At 67.5% G+C, this 16,766-nt stretch carries 12 protein-coding genes; 4 read left to right on the forward strand and 8 right to left on the reverse strand.

Going from position 1 to position 16,766, the window contains the following annotated elements; translation table 11 throughout:
- Position 1 precedes the first annotated feature (1 nt).
- Together AB6807_RS04885 and map are read right to left on the reverse strand one after the other, a co-directional pair.
- Positions 2-2,608 (reverse strand): [protein-PII] uridylyltransferase, encoded by a 2,607-nt coding sequence (locus AB6807_RS04885; protein ID WP_371083697.1) that lies wholly within the window; start codon positions 2,606-2,608, stop codon positions 2-4.
- Between the two features lie 22 nt (positions 2,609-2,630).
- Positions 2,631-3,455, reverse strand: coding sequence for a type I methionyl aminopeptidase (gene map, locus AB6807_RS04890; protein WP_116909029.1), 825 nt, complete (start codon positions 3,453-3,455; stop codon positions 2,631-2,633).
- Between the two features lie 156 nt (positions 3,456-3,611).
- Between map and purL the strand changes: the two genes are divergently transcribed.
- Together purL and AB6807_RS04900 are read left to right on the forward strand one after the other, a co-directional pair.
- A complete protein-coding gene (gene purL, locus AB6807_RS04895; protein ID WP_371084151.1) occupies positions 3,612-7,589 on the forward strand; it encodes a phosphoribosylformylglycinamidine synthase in 3,978 nt (1,325 codons plus the stop codon).
- Entirely contained in the window at positions 7,547-7,915 is a 369-nt protein-coding gene (locus AB6807_RS04900; RefSeq protein ID WP_371083698.1) for a hypothetical protein, read from the forward strand. The genes purL and AB6807_RS04900 overlap by 43 nt, the downstream gene beginning before the upstream one ends.
- An 84-nt stretch (positions 7,916-7,999) precedes the next feature.
- Here the strand turns inward: AB6807_RS04900 and AB6807_RS04905 are convergent, their stop codons facing one another.
- The 6 genes from AB6807_RS04905 to AB6807_RS04930 form a co-directional block, all read right to left on the reverse strand.
- Entirely contained in the window at positions 8,000-8,785 is a 786-nt protein-coding gene (locus tag AB6807_RS04905; protein WP_116909032.1) for a peptidylprolyl isomerase, read from the reverse strand.
- Positions 8,786-8,924: 139 nt separating this feature from the next.
- Positions 8,925-9,203, reverse strand: a complete 279-nt coding sequence (locus AB6807_RS04910) for a BolA family transcriptional regulator (protein WP_116909120.1) — start codon at positions 9,201-9,203, stop codon at positions 8,925-8,927.
- Between the two features lie 14 nt (positions 9,204-9,217).
- The gene (locus AB6807_RS04915; RefSeq protein ID WP_116909033.1) at positions 9,218-9,757 is read right to left on the reverse strand and encodes a septation protein A; all 540 of its coding nucleotides are present in this window, start codon (positions 9,755-9,757) and stop codon (positions 9,218-9,220) included.
- On the reverse strand, positions 9,754-10,164 hold the full coding sequence (msrB, locus tag AB6807_RS04920) for a peptide-methionine (R)-S-oxide reductase MsrB (RefSeq protein ID WP_116909034.1): 411 nt from the start codon (positions 10,162-10,164) through the stop codon (positions 9,754-9,756). Before msrB ends, AB6807_RS04915 begins: the two co-directional genes overlap by 4 nt.
- Entirely contained in the window at positions 10,161-11,654 is a 1,494-nt protein-coding gene (locus tag AB6807_RS04925) for a YdiU family protein (protein WP_371083699.1), read from the reverse strand. The genes msrB and AB6807_RS04925 overlap by 4 nt, the downstream gene beginning before the upstream one ends.
- A gap of 66 nt (positions 11,655-11,720) precedes the next feature.
- On the reverse strand, positions 11,721-12,815 hold the full coding sequence (locus AB6807_RS04930) for an AraC family transcriptional regulator (protein WP_371083700.1): 1,095 nt from the start codon (positions 12,813-12,815) through the stop codon (positions 11,721-11,723).
- A 246-nt stretch (positions 12,816-13,061) separates the two neighbouring features.
- On the opposite strand from AB6807_RS04930, the gene AB6807_RS04935 reads away from it, so the two are divergent.
- Both AB6807_RS04935 and AB6807_RS04940 read left to right on the forward strand, forming a co-directional pair.
- Entirely contained in the window at positions 13,062-14,822 is a 1,761-nt protein-coding gene (locus AB6807_RS04935; RefSeq protein WP_371084152.1) for a carboxylesterase/lipase family protein, read from the forward strand.
- A 228-nt stretch (positions 14,823-15,050) separates the two neighbouring features.
- Positions 15,051-16,694 (forward strand): 3-(methylthio)propionyl-CoA ligase, encoded by a 1,644-nt coding sequence (locus tag AB6807_RS04940; RefSeq protein ID WP_371083701.1) that lies wholly within the window; start codon positions 15,051-15,053, stop codon positions 16,692-16,694.
- The last annotated feature ends 72 nt before the right edge of the window (positions 16,695-16,766 follow it).

Here is a 16,766-nt window from a genome sequence, read left to right on the forward strand (position 1 = left end):
CTCAGGAGGCCAGCGCTTCCATCAGTTCGGTCTCGATGGCCAGCTGCGTCTTCTGGCCCTGCAGTTCGGGGCCGCTGATGAGGAAGGTGTCTTCCACCCGCTCGCCCAGCGTCGTCACCTTGGCCAGCTGCAGGTTCAGGTGGTGGCGTGCCAGCACCCGGGCCACCGAATACAGCAGGCCGGCCCGGTCGCTGGCCGAGATGTTGAGCAGCCAGCGCTGCGCCTTGTCGTCGGGCAAGAGGCTGATGCGCGGCTTGATCGGAAAGCTGCGCACCCGGCGCGACACCCGGCCCATGCTGGGCGCGGGCAGGGCGCCGGCCTCGGTCAGGGTATGGCCAAGACCCGACTCCACCATGCTGATCAGGTCGCGGTAGTGGTCGGGCAGGAAGGTGGTCACCACCTGGAAGGTGTCGAGCGCGTAGCCGTTGCTGGTGGTGTGCACCTTGGCGTCCAGGATGCTGAAGGACGACTGGTCGAAGTAGCCGCAGATGCGCGCGAACAGGTCGGGCTGGTCGGGTGTGTAGACCACCACCTGCAGGCCTTCGCCCACCGGCGAGAGATGCGCGCGCACGATGGGCGGCGCCTTCGGGTCGATGGGCACGCCCTTGGGCGGCACGAAGCGCGAGAGCTGCTTGGCGTGCCAGGCGATCTCGGTGGCGTCGTGGCGCATGAAGTAGCCCACGTCGAGCGTGTCCCACAGGGCCTTGTGCGCCTCGAAGCGCTGGGCGTGCAGGGCCAGCAGCACCAGCGCCTCGCGCTTGCGCGACTCGACCTCGGCGTCCGGGTCGGGCATGCGCCCGCCCAGCGCGCGCAGCGTGTAGCGGTACAGGTCTTCGAGCAGCTTGCCTTTCCATGCGTTCCATACGCGCGGCGAGGTGCCGCGGATGTCGGCGATGGTCAGCAGGTACAGCGCGGTCAGGTAGCGCTCGTTGCCCACGCGCTTGGCGAAGGCGCTGATGACCTCGGGGTCGCTCAGGTCTTGCTTTTGCGCGACCTGGCTCATCACCAGGTGCTCGGCCACCAGGAACTCGATGAGCTTGCCGTCTTCGCGGGCGATGCCGTGCTGCTTGCAGAAGCGCTGCACGTCGCGCGCGCCCAGCGTCGAGTGGTCGCCGCCACGGCCCTTGGCGATGTCGTGGAACAGCGCGGCCACGTAAAGGATCCAGGGCTTGTCCCAGCCGGCCGCCAGTTGCGAGCAGAACGGGTACTCGTGCGCATGCTCGGCAATGAAGAAGCGGCGCACGTTGCGCAGCACCATCAGGATGTGCTGGTCGACCGTGTACACGTGGAACAGGTCGTGCTGCATCTGGCCCACGATGCTGCGGAACACCCGCAGGTAGCGCCCGAGCACCGAGGTCTGGTTCATCAGCCTGAAGGCATGCGTGATGCCGTAGGGCTGCTGCAGGATCCGCATGAAGGTCTGGTGGTTGACCGGGTCGTTGCGGAACTTGCTGTCCATGACGTGGCGCGCGTTGTACAGCGCGCGCAGCGTGCGTGCCGACAGGCCCTGCACCCCGATGGTCTTCTGGTAGAGCAGGAAGGTCTCGAGCACCGCGTGCGGCTCGCGCTCGTACAGGTCGTCGCTGGCAATCTCGATCAACCCCGCGCGCTCGTAGAAGCGCTCGTTGATGGGCGTGTGCTGCTCGGCGCTGGGCTGCAGGCGCTCGGAAATATTGAGCAGCAGGATCTGGTTGAGCTGCGACACCGCCTTGGCGGCCCAGTAGTAGCGGCGCATCAGCGCCTCGCTCGACTTGCGCTGCGACTCGCCCTCGTAGCCGAAGCTGGCGGCCACGGCGGTCTGCAGGTCGAACACCAGGCGGTCTTCGCGGCGGTTGGCAATCACGTGCAGCCGCGCGCGAATGAGCGAGAGCAGGGCCTCGTTGCGCTTGATCTGTTGCGCCTCGAACGAGGTCGCCAGGCCGTTCTTGGCCAGGTCGTCCCAGCGGCTGCCGAAGCCGGCGGCCTTGGTCATCCAGAGAATGGTCTGCAGGTCGCGCAGGCCGCCCGGCGATTCCTTGCAGTTGGGCTCCAGCGCGTAGGGCGTGTTGTCGAACTTCTGGTGGCGGTGCCGCATCTCCTGCGACTTGGCCACGAAGAAGGCCTGCGGGTCGATGGCGCGGGTGAAGCGGCGGCGAAACGCGGTGAAGAGCTTCTTGTCGCCCGCAATCAGGCGCGCCTCGAGCAGCGAGGTCTGCACGGTGACGTCTTTTTCGGCCTCGGCCAGGCACTCTTCGACGGTGCGCACGCTGGAGCCGATTTCGAGGCCCGCGTCCCAGCAGTGGCCGATGAAGGCCTCGATGCGCGCCGGCTCGACCGCGTTCTCGTGGCCTTCGGGCGGCAGCAGCAGCAGCACGTCGACGTCCGAGTACGGAAACAGCTCTCCGCGCCCGTAGCCGCCCACGGCCGCCAGCGCCAGCGATTCACCGAAGCCGGCTTCGCGCCACAGCGTGTCCAGCGTTTCGTCGGCCAGCGCCGAGAGCTGGCGCAGCACCGTGTGCACGCTGCGGGTGGGGGCCCGCGCAAAGCGCAGGGTGTCGAAGAGGGCGAGCTTTTTCGCGCGATAGGCTTCGCGCAGCGTCGCCACGTCGATCTTGGCTGCTTCGATCACGTGCGGGGAACGCGTGCGCGCGTCAGGTTTTGGTCGAGGTGACGAAAGAGGGCAGCGGCGGGCTGCCTTCGGACAGGGTCAGCACTTCGTAGCCGGTCTCGGTGACCAGCACCGTGTGCTCCCACTGGGCCGACAGCGAATGGTCGCGGGTGACGATGGTCCAGCCGTCGTACTGGCCGCCCTTGACGTCTTCCTTCACGTCGCGCTTGCCGGCGTTGATCATCGGCTCGATGGTGAAGATCATGCCGGGCTGCAGCTCTTCCATGGTGCCCGGGCGGCCGTAGTGCAGAACCTGGGGTTCTTCATGAAAGCGCTGGCCCACGCCGTGGCCGCAGAACTCGCGAACGATCGAGAAGCCCAGGCCTTCGGCGAATTTCTGGATCGCGTGGCCCACGTCGCCCAGGTGGGCACCGGGGCGCACCTGCAGGATGCCGTGCCACATGGCTTCGAAGGTGACCGAGCACAGCCGCTTGGCCGCGATGGAGGCGTCGCCGATCACGTACATGCGGCTGTTGTCGCCGAACCAGCCGTCCTTGATGACGGTGACGTCGACGTTCATGATGTCGCCCTTCTTCAGGGGCTTGTCATTGGGAATGCCGTGGCAGACCACGTGGTTCACCGAGGTGCACAGCGACTTCGGGAACGGGACGCTGCTGGCGCCCATGTAGCCCACCGTGGCCGAGGTGGTGCCCTGCTTGACCATGTACTCGGCGGCGAGCCGGTCGACATCGTTGGTCGTGATGCCGGGCTTGATGAGGGGCGTGAGGTAATCCAGCACCTCGGAGGCAAGGCGGCAGGCGACCCGCATGGCTTCGATGCCCGCAGCGTCTTTGTAGTTAATGCTCATCCCGGAATTATCCCATTCACCAAGCTAAAATTGCGGGTTAACGCGGATGACCCCAGTCAGCGGCCATTCGCCTCGATTCCTTGATTCCCAACGCGGCCCCCGAGGCCCCCATCGACCGTGACGCAGCCCGCACATCAAGCCCTTCCTGTCGTAACCATGTTCGAGGGCGGCAGCGCGCTCAGCGACTTCCGCGCGCGGCAACTGCTGCCCAAGCTGCAGGCCATCGAGCCGCGCATCGAGGGCATTTCGGCCCGCTTCGTGCACCTGGTGGTCACCGACGCCTCGCTCGACACCACCGACCGCGAGCGCTTCGCCGCGCTGCTCACGTACGGCGAGCCGTTCGAGGCGCCGGCCAAGGCCGTCACCTCGGTGGTGGTCACGCCCCGCCTGGGCACCGTGTCGCCCTGGGCCTCGAAAGCCACCGACATCGCCCACAACTGCGGCCTGGCGCTGCGCCGGGTCGAGCGCGTCACGCAATACCACCTGAAGCTCAAGTCGCCGCTGATCGGCAAGGCCCCCGTGCTGGAAGGCGACCCGCTCGCCGCCGCGGCCGGCCCGCTGCACGACCGCATGACCGAGTCAGTGCTGGCCACCGTCGAGCAGGCCGCCAGCCTGTTCAGCGAGCTGCCGGCCCAGCCGATGGCGCAGGTCGACGTGCTCAGCGGCGGGCGCACCGCGCTGGTCGCGGCCAACACCGGCTTCGGCCTGGCGCTGGCCGAGGATGAGATCGACTACCTCGTCGAAGCCTTCACCCGCCTGGGCCGCAACCCCAGCGACGTCGAGCTGATGATGTTCGCGCAGGCCAACAGCGAGCACTGCCGCCACAAGATCTTCAACGCCGACTTCACCATCGACGGCAAGGCGCAGCCGCAAAGCCTGTTCTCGATGATTCGCCACACCGAGAAGCAGAACCCGCAGCACACGGTCATCGCCTATGCGGACAACGCCTCGGTGATGGAAGGCGCGACCATCGAGCGCTTCATTCCGGCCAACGGTTCGCAAAGCTATCAAAAAGATAGCGCGCTGACCCATGTGCTGATGAAGGTCGAGACGCACAACCACCCGACCGCCATTTCCCCGTTCCCGGGCGCCTCCACCGGTGCGGGCGGCGAGATTCGCGACGAGGGCGCCACCGGCCGCGGCTCCAAGCCCAAGGCGGGCCTCACCGGTTTCACCGTGTCGAAGCTCTGGCCTGAGGAGGGCCACTACGGCAAGCCGGAGCACATCGCCAGCCCGCTGCAGATCATGACCGAGGGCCCGCTCGGCGGCGCCGCGTTCAACAACGAGTTCGGCCGTCCCAACCTGCTGGGCTACTTTCGCGAGTACGAGCAGGCGGTGGCGAGCGACCTCGACACCGTGCAGCGCGGCTACCACAAGCCCATCATGATCGCGGGCGGCCTCGGTAGCATCGACGCCACGCAGACCAGGAAGATCCAGTTCCCCGCCGGCTCGCTGCTCATCCAGCTCGGCGGCCCCGGCATGCGCATCGGCATGGGCGGCAGCGCCGCCAGCTCGATGGCCACCGGCGCCAACGCGGCCGAGCTCGACTTCGACTCGGTGCAGCGCGGCAACCCCGAAATCGAACGCCGTGCGCAAGAGGTCATCAACCATTGCTGGCAGCAGGGCGCGGCCAACCCCATCCTCGCGATCCACGACGTGGGCGCGGGCGGCCTGAGCAACGCCTTTCCCGAGCTGACCAACGACGCCGGCCGTGGCGCGCGCTTCGACCTGCGCGCCGTGCCGCTCGAAGAGTCGGGCATGGCGCCCAAGGAAATCTGGTGCAACGAAAGCCAGGAGCGCTACGTGCTGGCCATCGCGCCCGAGTCGCTCGAGCAGTTCAAGGCCTTCTGCGAGCGCGAGCGTTGCCCGTTCTCGGTGGTCGGCGTGGCGACCGAGGCGCGCCAGCTGCTGGTGGCCGACGAAGGCGCTCCGGTGCAGCCGGTCGACATGCCCATGGACGTGCTGCTCGGCAAGCCGCCCAAGATGCACCGCGACGTGCAGGCCGTGAGCCGCACGTTCAAGCCGCTGGACCTCACCGGCGTCGAGCTGCAGAAGGCCGCCATCGAGGTGCTCGCGCACCCGACCGTGGCGTCAAAGCGCTTCCTCATCACCATCGGCGACCGCACCGTGGGCGGCATGAGCCACCGCGACCAGATGGTCGGCCCGTGGCAGGTGCCCGTGGCCGATTGCGCCGTGACGCTGGCCGACTACAAGGGCTTTGCCGGCGAAGCCATGAGCATGGGCGAGCGCACGCCGCTGGCCGCGCTCGACGCGCCGGCCTCCGGCCGCATGGCCGTGGCCGAGGCCATCACCAACCTGCTGGCCGCGCCCATCGAGCTTTCGCGCGTGAAGCTGTCGGCCAACTGGATGGCTGCCTGCGGCGAGCCCGGCGAAGATGCCGCGCTGTACGAGACCGTGAAGGCCGTGGGCCTGGAGCTGTGCCCGGCGCTGGGCGTGTCGATTCCGGTCGGCAAGGATTCGCTGTCGATGCGCACGCAGTGGAAGGACAACGGCGAAGCCAAGAAGGTCACTTCGCCCGTCAGCCTGATCGTGACCGCCTTCGCGTCGCTGGCCGACGTGCGCGGCACGCTCACCCCGCAGCTGGACGCCGAAGAGGCCGACACCACGCTCGTGCTGGTCGACCTGGGCCGCGGCCAGCATCGCATGGCCGGCAGCATCCTGGCGCAAACGCTGGGCCAGAGCGGCGACACCGTGCCCGACCTGGACGACCCCGCGCAACTGGTCGCGCTGGTCAATGCCGTGAACGCGCTGCGCGCCGACGGCAAGATCCTCGCCATGCACGACCGCAGCGACGGCGGCCTGTTCGCCACGGCCTGCGAAATGGCCTTTGCCGGCCACGTCGGCGTGGCGCTGAATGTCGACATGCTGGTCACCGAAGGCGACGGCATTTCCGACAGCCGCATGGAAACCGGCGACGCCAAGAACTGGGCGCAGCAGGTGAGCGCGCGCCGTGAAGAACTCACGCTGAAGGCGCTGTTCAACGAAGAGCTGGGCATGGTGCTGCAGGTGCGCACCGCCGAGCGCAACGATGTCATGCAGGTGCTGCGCGCCCACGGCCTCAGCGCGCACAGCCATTTCGTCGGCAAGACGCGCCCGGCCAGCTCGCCCATGGACGCCGGCAAGGGCAAGGTCGAGGTGTGGCGCGACGCCAAGTCGGTGTTCAGCGCGAGCCTGCACGACCTGCACCAGGTGTGGGACTCGGTCAGCTGGAAGATCGCCCGCGAGCGCGACAACCCCGCCTGCGCCGATGCCGAACACGCCGCCGCCGGCGTGCCTTCGGACCCCGGCATGCACGTGTTCCTGCCGAACACCGCAGCTGCTGCACCGGTGGCCCCCGCCATTCTTCAATCGCGTCCCAAGGTCGCGATCCTGCGCGAGCAGGGCGTCAACTCGCACGTCGAGATGGCCTACGCCTTCACCGAGGCCGGCTTCGAGGCCTTCGACGTCCACATGACCGACCTGCAGACGGGCAGGGCGGACCTTGCCGACTTCAAGGGCGTGGTCGCCTGCGGCGGCTTCAGCTACGGCGACACGCTGGGCGCAGGCATCGGCTGGGCGCGCAGCATCACCTTCAACCCGAAGCTGGCCGCGCAGTTCAAGACCTTCTTCGGCCGCGAGGACACCTTCGGCCTGGGCGTGTGCAACGGCTGCCAGATGTTCGCCGAGCTGGCCGACATCATTCCGGGCGCCGAAGCCTGGCCGCGCTTCACCACCAACCAGAGCGAGCGCTTCGAGGCGCGCCTGTCGATGGTCGAGGTGCTCGAGTCGCCCAGCATCTTCTTCGCGGGCATGGCCGGCAGCCGCCTGCCCATCGCCGTGGCGCACGGCGAGGGCTACGCCAACTTCAAGCACCGCGGCGACGCGGCCAAGGCCATCGGCGCCATGCGCTTCGTGGACAACCACGGCCAGCCCACCGAGCAGTACCCGTTCAACCCGAACGGCAGCGCCGGCGGCCTCACCTCGGTGACCACGCCGGACGGCCGCTTCACCGCGGTGATGCCGCACCCGGAGCGCGTGTTCCGCAACATCCAGACCAGCTGGACTTCGGGCGACAAGAGCGAACTCAGCCCGTGGATGCAGATCTGGCGCAACGCGCGCCGCTGGGTGGGCTGAGCCGAGCCGAGCCGATGCTCGACCTCGACCACCCGCGAAGCCGGCATGTGCTGGAAGCGGCGCGGGTCGAGGAGCTCGTGCGCAAGCAGCTGCTCGCGTGGCGCGAAGACGAAGCAGCGGCTTCGTCGGCGCGCACGCAGATCCTGCAGGTGCTGCTGCCTCAGCTCGAAGGGCTGAACGCCGCGCACTTCGGCGCGTCGAAGAAGATCTACCGCACGCTCGATGCGCTGGGGCAGGCCGTGCAGGGCGCCGATGCCGGCAAGGCATGGCAGGCGTTCATGGCGCTCGACGGGCCGGGCGACAACTTCGGCACGTGGGCGATCTGAGGCTATCGGAGGCCATCTGAAGAAAAGACGGCCATGAAAAAAGCGACCCGCGGGTCGCTTTTTTCTTGTTGAGCCCAGGCCGGCTTACTCGACCTTAGCCTTCGCGCGCAGGTCTTCCTGGTACTTCTGCAGGCGCTGCTGTTGCAGCTGCTGCGTGATTTGCGGCTTCACTTCTTCCAGCTTCGGCAGTTGGGCCTGGCGGATGTCGTCGACGCGGATGATGTGATAACCGAACTGCGTCTTGATGGGCTCGGGGGTGGTCTCGCCCTTCTTGAGCTTGATCATCGCTTCCGAGAACTCGGGCACGAAGCTGGCGGGGTTGGCCCAGTCGAGGTCGCCGCCGTTGGCGCCCGAACCCGGATCCTTGCTCTGCTTCTTGGCGATGTCTTCGAACTTGGCGCCCTTCTTCAGGTCGGCCATGATCTTCTTGGCCTGGTCTTCGGTTTCGACCAAGATGTGGCGCGCCTTGTATTCCTTGCCGCCGTTGGCTGCCACGAACTTGTCGTACTCGGCCTTCACGTCGGCGTCCGACACCGGGTTGGTCTTGCGGTAGTTTTCGAACAGGGCGCGAATCAGGATAGCCTGGCGGGCGAGTTCGAGCTGGTTCTTGTAGTCCTCGCCAGCGTCCAAGCCCTGCTTTTGCGCCTCTTGCATGAACACTTCGCGCGCAATGATTTCCTCGCGCAGCTGGGTCTGCATTTCAGGCGTCACCGGGCGGCCTGCGGCTGCCAGTTGCTGGGCCAGAACGTCCATGCGGGCCTTGGGCACCGGCTTGCCGTTCACGATGGCTGCGTTCTGCGCCAGAGCCGCCATGGACGTGGCACCGAGCAGCACTGCGGCCGCGACGGCCTGCAAGATTTGTTTTTTCATGGAATGAATATCGAGCTGGAAAGGAAATGCGCTTGTAGGAAAGGGCGCGGGAAAGAAAGCAGGAATCGGGAAGGGGCGAGACGAAGGGGGAAGGTGGCGACGCCCGCATGGAACGCGGCGTGCAGTTGCGTCGAACGACTCAGAGCACCTCGATGGCGATGGCGTGCAGACCCTGTGCAATAAAAACCTGGAGGGCATCATACACAAGCCGATGCCGCGCCACGCGGGGCTTTCCGTCGAATCTGGGGGAGGCGATGCGCACCCTGAAATGGGTGCCGTAGCCCTCGGCGTTGGCCCCCGTGTGGCCCGCGTGCGCGGCGCTTTCGTCGATCACCTCGAGCTGCGTGGGCGCCAGCGCGTCGCGCAGCGCCGCCTCGAGCGCGGCCACGGTGGGAAGGGGAATGGCGGTGCTCGTCATGGTCATGGTCTCCGTCATGCCGCGGGCTTGTCTTCTTTCAGGTGCGGCGCGATGTACAGGCCTTGCGCCACCAGGAACACGATGGGGAACACATAGCCCCAGAGCTTGAAGTTGACCCAGGCCTCGGTGGTGAAGTACGCCGCCACGTAGCCGTTGATCAGCGCCATGAACAGGCAATAGCAGATCCACGCCACGTTCAGCCGGGCCCAGATGCGATCGGGCAGCTCGAGCTGCTGGCCCAGCAGCATCTTCAGGAAGTTCTTCTTCAGCGCCCACAGCGCCACGGCCAGGGCGACGGCCATCGCGCCGTACAGCACGGTCGGCTTCCACTTGATGAAGCGGTCGTCGTGCAGCACCAGCGTGAGCGTGCCGAACAACAGAATGAGCACCAGCGTGGCCTTCTGCATGGCCTGCAGCTTGCGCTCCATGGCATAGATGATGCCCATCTGCACCACGGTGGCGGCCATCAGCACGCCGGTGGCGGTGTAGATGTCGCCGAGCTTGTACGCGACGAAGAAAAGCAGGATCGGAAAGAAGTCGAGGAGCAGTTTCATTTTTTCTGGAAGTCGAGCGAAGCCGAATTCATGCAATAGCGAAGGCCGGTGTCGGTCGGGCCGTCGGGGAACACGTGGCCCAGGTGGGCACCGCAATTGGCGCAAACGTTTTCGGTGCGCACCATGCCGTGCGAGCGGTCGACGATGTTGCGGATGGCGCCCGGCACGGCCTCTTCAGAGAAGCTGGGCCAGCCGCAGCCGGCATCGAACTTGGTGGCCGACTCGAACAGCTTGGCGCCGCAGCACACGCAGTGGTAGGTGCCGTCGTCCCAGTGCGCTTCGTACTTGCCGGTGAAGGGGCGTTCGGTGGCGGCGTGGCGCGTCACTTCGAAGGCGGCCGGCTCGGCCCCCTTCTCGGCGAGCAGGGCTTTCCATTCGGCGTCGGTCTTTTGCAGGGGAGCGGTCATGAGGAGCAGCTGATTTCGATGGTCGAGGCCCAGTCGGGCGGGAAGCCGGCGTAGGCGTCGGCTCCGGGGTGTTCTTCAAACGGGGTTTCCAGCAGGGCCAGCAAGGTTGCCACAACCGAGTGGTCTTTTTGCTGACTTGCTTCGATGGCTTGCTGCCCCAGGTGGTTCCGCAGCACGAACTTGGGGTTCGACTGCAGCATCGTGCGGCCGGCGGCCGCACGGTCGGTGCCGGCGAGCCGCTCTGAAAACAATAGCAGCCAGGCGTCGAAACCCTCGCGGTCCAGGAACAGGTCGCGCACCGGCTCGAGCGGGGCGTCCGCCACAGGATCGGCCACGTAATGAGACAGCCGCCGCCAGAAGATCGTGTAGTCGACCTTGCCCGCGGCCAGCAGCTTGAGCACGCCTTCGATCAGCGCGCGGTCGCCTTCGGCCGCGTCCTTCAAACCGAGCTTGGCGCGCATGCGGGACTCGAACTCGGTGGGGAACACGGTCTTGTACGACTCCAGCGCGGCCACGGCCACTTCCTGCTCGCCGATGAGCGGCAGCAGCGCCTGCGCCAGGCAGAACAGGTTCCAGTACGCCACGTTGGGCTGCTGGTTGAAGGCGTAGCGGCCGCTGGTGTCGCTGTGGTTGCAGATGTGGCGCGGGTCGAAGCCGTCCAGGAACTGGAACGGGCCGTAGTCGATGGTGAGCCCGAGGATGCTCATGTTGTCGGTGTTCATCACCCCGTGGCAGAAACCCACGGCCTGCCACTGGGCGAGCAGGGCGGCGGTGCGCTCGCTCACCGCTTCAAGAAACGCGGCGTAGGCGTTGCCGCCGAAGCGCTCGGTGCCGCGGCAGGCCGGGTAGTAGCGGTCGATGACGTAGTCGGCCAGCGCGCGCAACTCGTCTTCGCGCTGGTTGGCCGCGAAGTGCTCGAAATGGCCGAAGCGGATGAAGCTGGGCGCCACGCGGGCGACCACCGCGGCGGTTTCCAGCTCTTCGCGCCGCACGCGAGCATCGGAGCCGGTCACGCTGAGGGCGCGGGTCGTCGGAATGCCCAGGCCGTGCATCGCCTCGCTGCACAGGAACTCGCGGATGCTCGAGCGCAGCACCGCGCGGCCGTCGCCGCCACGCGAATACGGGGTGCGGCCCGCGCCCTTCAGTTGCAGCTCGAGGCCGCCTTCGGTCTCGCTGATGAGGATGGCGCGCCCGTCACCGAGCTGGCCGGCCCACACACCGAACTGGTGGCCGCTGTACACGCTCGACAAGGGGCTGGTGCCGGCAACGGGCAGGCTGCCCGTGAGGGCCGCCAGCGTGCGGGCCGACGTGTGCCAGTCGGCCGGCAGGCCGAGTTCGCGCGCCACGGCGTCGCTGCGGCACACCCAGTACGGGTCGGGCAGGGGCGTGGGCCGCAGTTCGGTGAAAAACGCGGGGCCCAGTTTTGAAAAGCCGGATTTCCAGCGCAGTCCCAGGTCGGCGACCTCGGTGTCTTCAGCAAGCAAGCTCATGGCCGGATTGTCCGGCAGAGCGCGAAACCCCTGGCCGGGCGGGCCATCGGGGCCGCGCCACCGAGCTCAGGCGGCCATCGCCGCCGGGCCGTCCCAGATGCGCGCGCGGTACTGCGCCGGAGGCACGCCGAACCAGCGTTTGCACGCGCGAAAGAAGTTGCTCGTGTCCACGAAGCCCAGCATGTCGGCCACGTCGGTCAGCGTGTGGCGGTCTTCGGCCAGGTACTGCTGCGCCAGTTCGCGGCGGGTGCGGTCGAGCAGCGACTGGAAAGACACCGACTCTTCCTGCAGCCGGCGCTGCAGCGTGCGCTCGGCCAGGCCCAGGCCGGAGGCCACGTCCTGGCGGCGCGGCTCGCCGTGCTGCAGCCGGCGTGCAATTTCCGCGCACACCAGGCTGGCGGTGGTGGTCTGGCCCAGCAGGGTGAGCTGGTCGTCCAGCAGGTGCTCCTGCATCTCGCCGAGCACCGGGTGCGAGGTGGGCAGCGGCATGGCCATGTCGGCGGCCGAGATCAGCATGCGGTTGGCCGTGGCGTTGAACTGAACGTCGCAGCCGAAGGCCTCGCGGTGCAGCCGGTCGCTGGCGGGCGCGGGGTAGACGAATTCCATGGCCAGCGGCTGCAGGTCGCGCCGCGTGAGCCACTGGCACTGCACCAGCGTGGTGAGCAGCGCGAACTCCACGCGCTGCCGTGGAATCGGCAGGCTGCCGCCCGTGTGCTCCATGGCCAGCCAGCAGCCGCGCGCGTCGGACGACAGCGAGAACGCCGTCGCGTCCGAAATCACGGCCATGTAGCGCGCCAGCCGCGCGAGCGCCGCGCCCAGGTCGGGGCTGCACGCCATGGCATGGCCCACCGTGCCCAGCTTGCTGTGCGTGGAGGCGAAGTCGCGGTGCAGGCCCAGCGTGGCCTTGCCGGCGCGCGCCACGGCCAGCTGCCACAGCACGGTGATCTCGTCGACCGGAATGCGCGCGTTCTGGCGGTGCAGCGAGTCGGGGTCGAAGCCCGCGTCGCCCAGCAGCCGGGGCACGTCCAGCCCCTCGGCCTCGAACATCGACAACACACCTTCGAGCCACGCCGCCGAGCTGGTGCGCAGCTCAGGCTGCGCGCAGCCCGGGCGGCGCGATGGCCTGCGCGAAGAGTGCGGGAGTAAGGCTCCTGAAGTCATTGAATTGGCTCGCTTGCGATAGCGGTGAAAAGAGCGCCCGTTTCTAGAATTTTTTGGTGCGCGGCGGCCGGACGAACGAAACGGCTCGAAGTATGGCGGCCATGCACCAAACCAGGAATTCCGATTAACCCGGTGTGGAGACAAAACATGAATACAACGGCGACAACGCAGACCCAGGCAACGACAGGAAGAACGGCGGTGGCCAAGGCCATTTCCATCGTGGCGGCCACGGCAGCGCTCGCCGCCATGGCGGCGCTCGCTGCCTGCGGCGGCGGGTCTTCGGGTTCTTCCGGCGTCGCCTTCCTGCCGAGCGCACCGCCCCCCCCACCACCCCCGGCCCCGGCGCCCGCGCCTGCCGTCGACGGCCCCATGGTCCGCCAGACCACCGCCGGCAAGATCGAAGGCGTGGACGACAGCGCCGCCTCCGGCACCTACTACTGGAAGGGCGTGCCCTTCGCCAAGCCGCCGGTCGGCGCGCTGCGCTGGCGCGCCCCTGCCGAGCCCGAGGCCTGGACCGGCATCCGGCCCGCCAAGACCTTCGGCGCCGCCTGCCTGCAGATCGGCCGCATGTTCGGCCCGGGCAGCAACAACACCTACGACGCCACCATCGTCTCCACGATGGGCCAGCCGCTGGGCAGCGAAGACTGCCTGTTCGTCAACGTGTGGCGCCCGGCCACCACCGACACCAACCTGCCGGTGCTGCTGTTCGTGCACGGCGGAAGCAACATTTCGGGCTACACCGCCGACCCCCTGTACGACGGCGCCAAGCTGGCTAAGGCCGCCAACGCGGTGGTCATCACCGCCAGCTACCGGCTGGGTGTGCTGGGCTTCCTGAACGTGCCGCAGATTCGCCCGGGCGGCACCGCCGGCGACGACTCGGGCAACTTCGCGCTGCTCGACAACATGGCCGCGCTGCGCTACATCCGCGACAACGTGGCCAGCTTTGGCGGCGACCCGGGCAATGTCACGCTGTCGGGCGAGTCGGCCGGCGCCACCAACCTGCTGGCGATCATGACCTCGCCGATGGCCAAGGGCCTGTTCCACAAGGCCTTCGAGATGAGCGGCGGCATTTCCATGGCGAGCAACCTGGCGACCAAGCCCGGCGCGCAGCCGGCGCTGGTGCCGGCGTCGGTGTCGCTCGCGCAGGGCGACGCCATCCTGAAGAGCCTGTTGATCGCCGACCACACCGTCGCCGACGCCACGGCCGCGGCCACCTACATCGCCTCGCGCACCCCGGCGCAGATTGCCGACTACCTGCGCTCGAAGGAGGGCGGGGCGCTGCTGACGACCGTGCTCGGCGCCGGCCTGAGCAGCGTGGCGCCCATTCCCGACGGCACCGTGATTCCCCTGAACCCGATCGACGCCATTGCCGCCGACCAGTACGTGAAGGTGCCGACCCTGGCGGGCAACACGCGCGAGGAGGGCAAGCTCTTCGCCGCGCTGCTGGTCTCGTTCGGCGGCAAGTCGGGCTGGAAGGCCGGTGTCGACGACGCCCAGCGCCTGTCGCTGATGATGAACTTCGACCCCGACGCCAGCACGCAGACGCTCACCTCGGGCGACATCATCGATGCGTCCTACCTGCCGGTAGGTACGCCCCTCATCGGCTACAACGCCAAGACCCAGCTCGTGACCAGCCTGCTGTTCGAGGCCAACCGCGACAACCTGCTCGACACCATGAAGACGCGGCAGGCCAACCTCTGGAGCTACCGGCTCGACTGGGCGCAGGAGGCTTACCCGTGGAACGAGGTGTACGGCGCCGCGCACGCGTTCGACCTGCCGTTCGTGTTCGGCAATTTCGGTCCCTCGGTGGTGTCGAACGTCATCGGCGGCAAGGCCAACGAGAAGGGGCGCCTGGCGCTGTCGAGCGCCGTCATGGCCAGCATCGGCGCGTTCATGCGCAAGGGCGACCCGAACACCGCCGAGCTCGGCGTCGCCTGGGCGCCGTGGCCGGCGCAGCTGCGCTTCGACGCCACGCTCACCGACAAGAAGATCACCACGGCGCCGTGAGAAGCGCGCCGGGTGGGCGCTCTGCAAGTGGCGCTTCGCGAGCGGCGCTGCGCCAACCTGGTGCGGGTGCCTGCCGAGCGGTCGGCCCGCGTGTCGCCAAGGTGCCCACCTGAGCCGCTTCGTTCAATCGTGCAGTGCGGGTTTGTGTCATTGTGGAAGTGGCCGAAGCTTGCGTGAATCCGTTGATCGCCAAGTTTTCATGAAGTCATTTCTTTTAGGAGTCCGTAGATGCTGGGTTTGATGCAAGACCAACCGCTTTTGATCTCGTCGCTGATCGAGTTCGTCGAGCGCCACAACGGCGACGGCGAGATCGTCTCGCGCCGTGTCGAGGGCGACATTCACCGCTGCACCTGGCGCGACATCGCATCGCGCGCCAGGCAGGTGGCCAATGCGCTGGACGGCGAGCAGCTGCTGTTCAGCGACCGCATCGCGACCCTGGCCTGGAACGGCTATCGCCACCTGGAGCTGTACTACGGTGTGAGCGGCAGCGGCCGCGTGCTGCACACCATCAACCCGCGCCTGCACCCCGACCAGATCGCGTGGATCGCCAACCACGCCGAAGACCAGATCCTGTGCTTCGACCTGAGCTTCCTGCCGCTGGTGCAGGCGGTGCACGCCAAGTGCCCGGCCATCCGCAAGTGGGTGGCGCTGTGCGACGCCGACAAGCTGCCCGCCGACAGCGGCGTGCCCAACCTGGTGAGCTACGAGAGCTGGATGGGCGCGCAGCCCACCGACTACGAATGGCCCACCTTCGACGAGAACTCGGCCTCGAGCATGTGCTACACGAGCGGCACCACGGGCAACCCGAAGGCCGCGCTGTACAGCCACCGCTCCACGCTGCTGCACGCGTACGCCGCGGCGCTGCCCGACGTGATGGCGCTGTCGGCCAAGGACTCGGTGCTGCCGGTGGTGCCGATGTTCCACGTCAACGCATGGGGCATTCCGTATTCGGCCGCGCTCACGGGCTGCAAGGTGGTGTTCCCCGGGCCGGCGCTGGACGGCAAGTCGGTGTACGAGCTGATCGAGGCCGAGGGCGTCACCTTCGCCGCCGGCGTGCCGACCGTGTGGCAGATGCTGCTGGGCCACATGCAGGCCAACGGCCTGAAGTTCAGCAAGCTCAACCGCACCGTCATCGGCGGCTCGGCCTGCCCGCCGGCCATGATCACGGCGTTCCAGGAGCTCTTCAACGTGGAGGTGCTGCACGCCTGGGGCATGACCGAGATGAGCCCGCTGGGCACGCTGTGCACGCTGAAGAACAAGCACCTGTCGCTGCCGCCCGACGCGCAGCTGCAGATCCGCATGAAGCAGGGCCGCGCGATCTTCGGCGTCGACATGAAGATCGTCGACGGCGAAGGCAACGAGCTGCCGTGGGACGGCAAGGCCTACGGCGACCTGCTGGTGAAAGGCCCCTGGATCGTGAAGGAATACTTCAAGGGCGAGGGTGGCGACCCGCTCATTCCAGACGAGCGCAATCGCGGTTGGTTCCCCACCGGCGACGTGGCCACCATCGACGCCGAGGGCTACCTGCAGATCACCGACCGCAGCAAGGACGTGATCAAGTCCGGCGGCGAGTGGATCAGCTCCATCGAGATCGAGAACATCGCCGTGGCGCACCCGGCCGTGGCGATGGCCGCGTGCATCGGCGTGTTCCATCCCAAGTGGGACGAGCGCCCGATCATCGCCGTGGCGAAGAAGCCCGGCGCCGAGGTCACGCGAGAAGAACTGCTGAAGTTCTACGAAGGCAAGACCGCCAAGTGGCAGGTGCCCGACGACGTGGTGTTCGTCGAGGCCATTCCGCTGGGCGCCACCGGGAAGATCCTGAAGACCAAGCTGCGCGAGCTGCTCAAGGACTACAAGCTTCCGACACTCTGAATCCGCAGGCCAAGCCCTGCCGCGCTGTCGCGCACGCGATAGGAAAGCCGCCCCGGCGGCCTTCCTTCCGGG

Origin of the sequence: Variovorax sp. RCC_210, from assembly GCF_041355175.1 — a bacterium.
In the GTDB taxonomy this organism is placed as follows: domain Bacteria; phylum Pseudomonadota; class Gammaproteobacteria; order Burkholderiales; family Burkholderiaceae_C; genus Variovorax.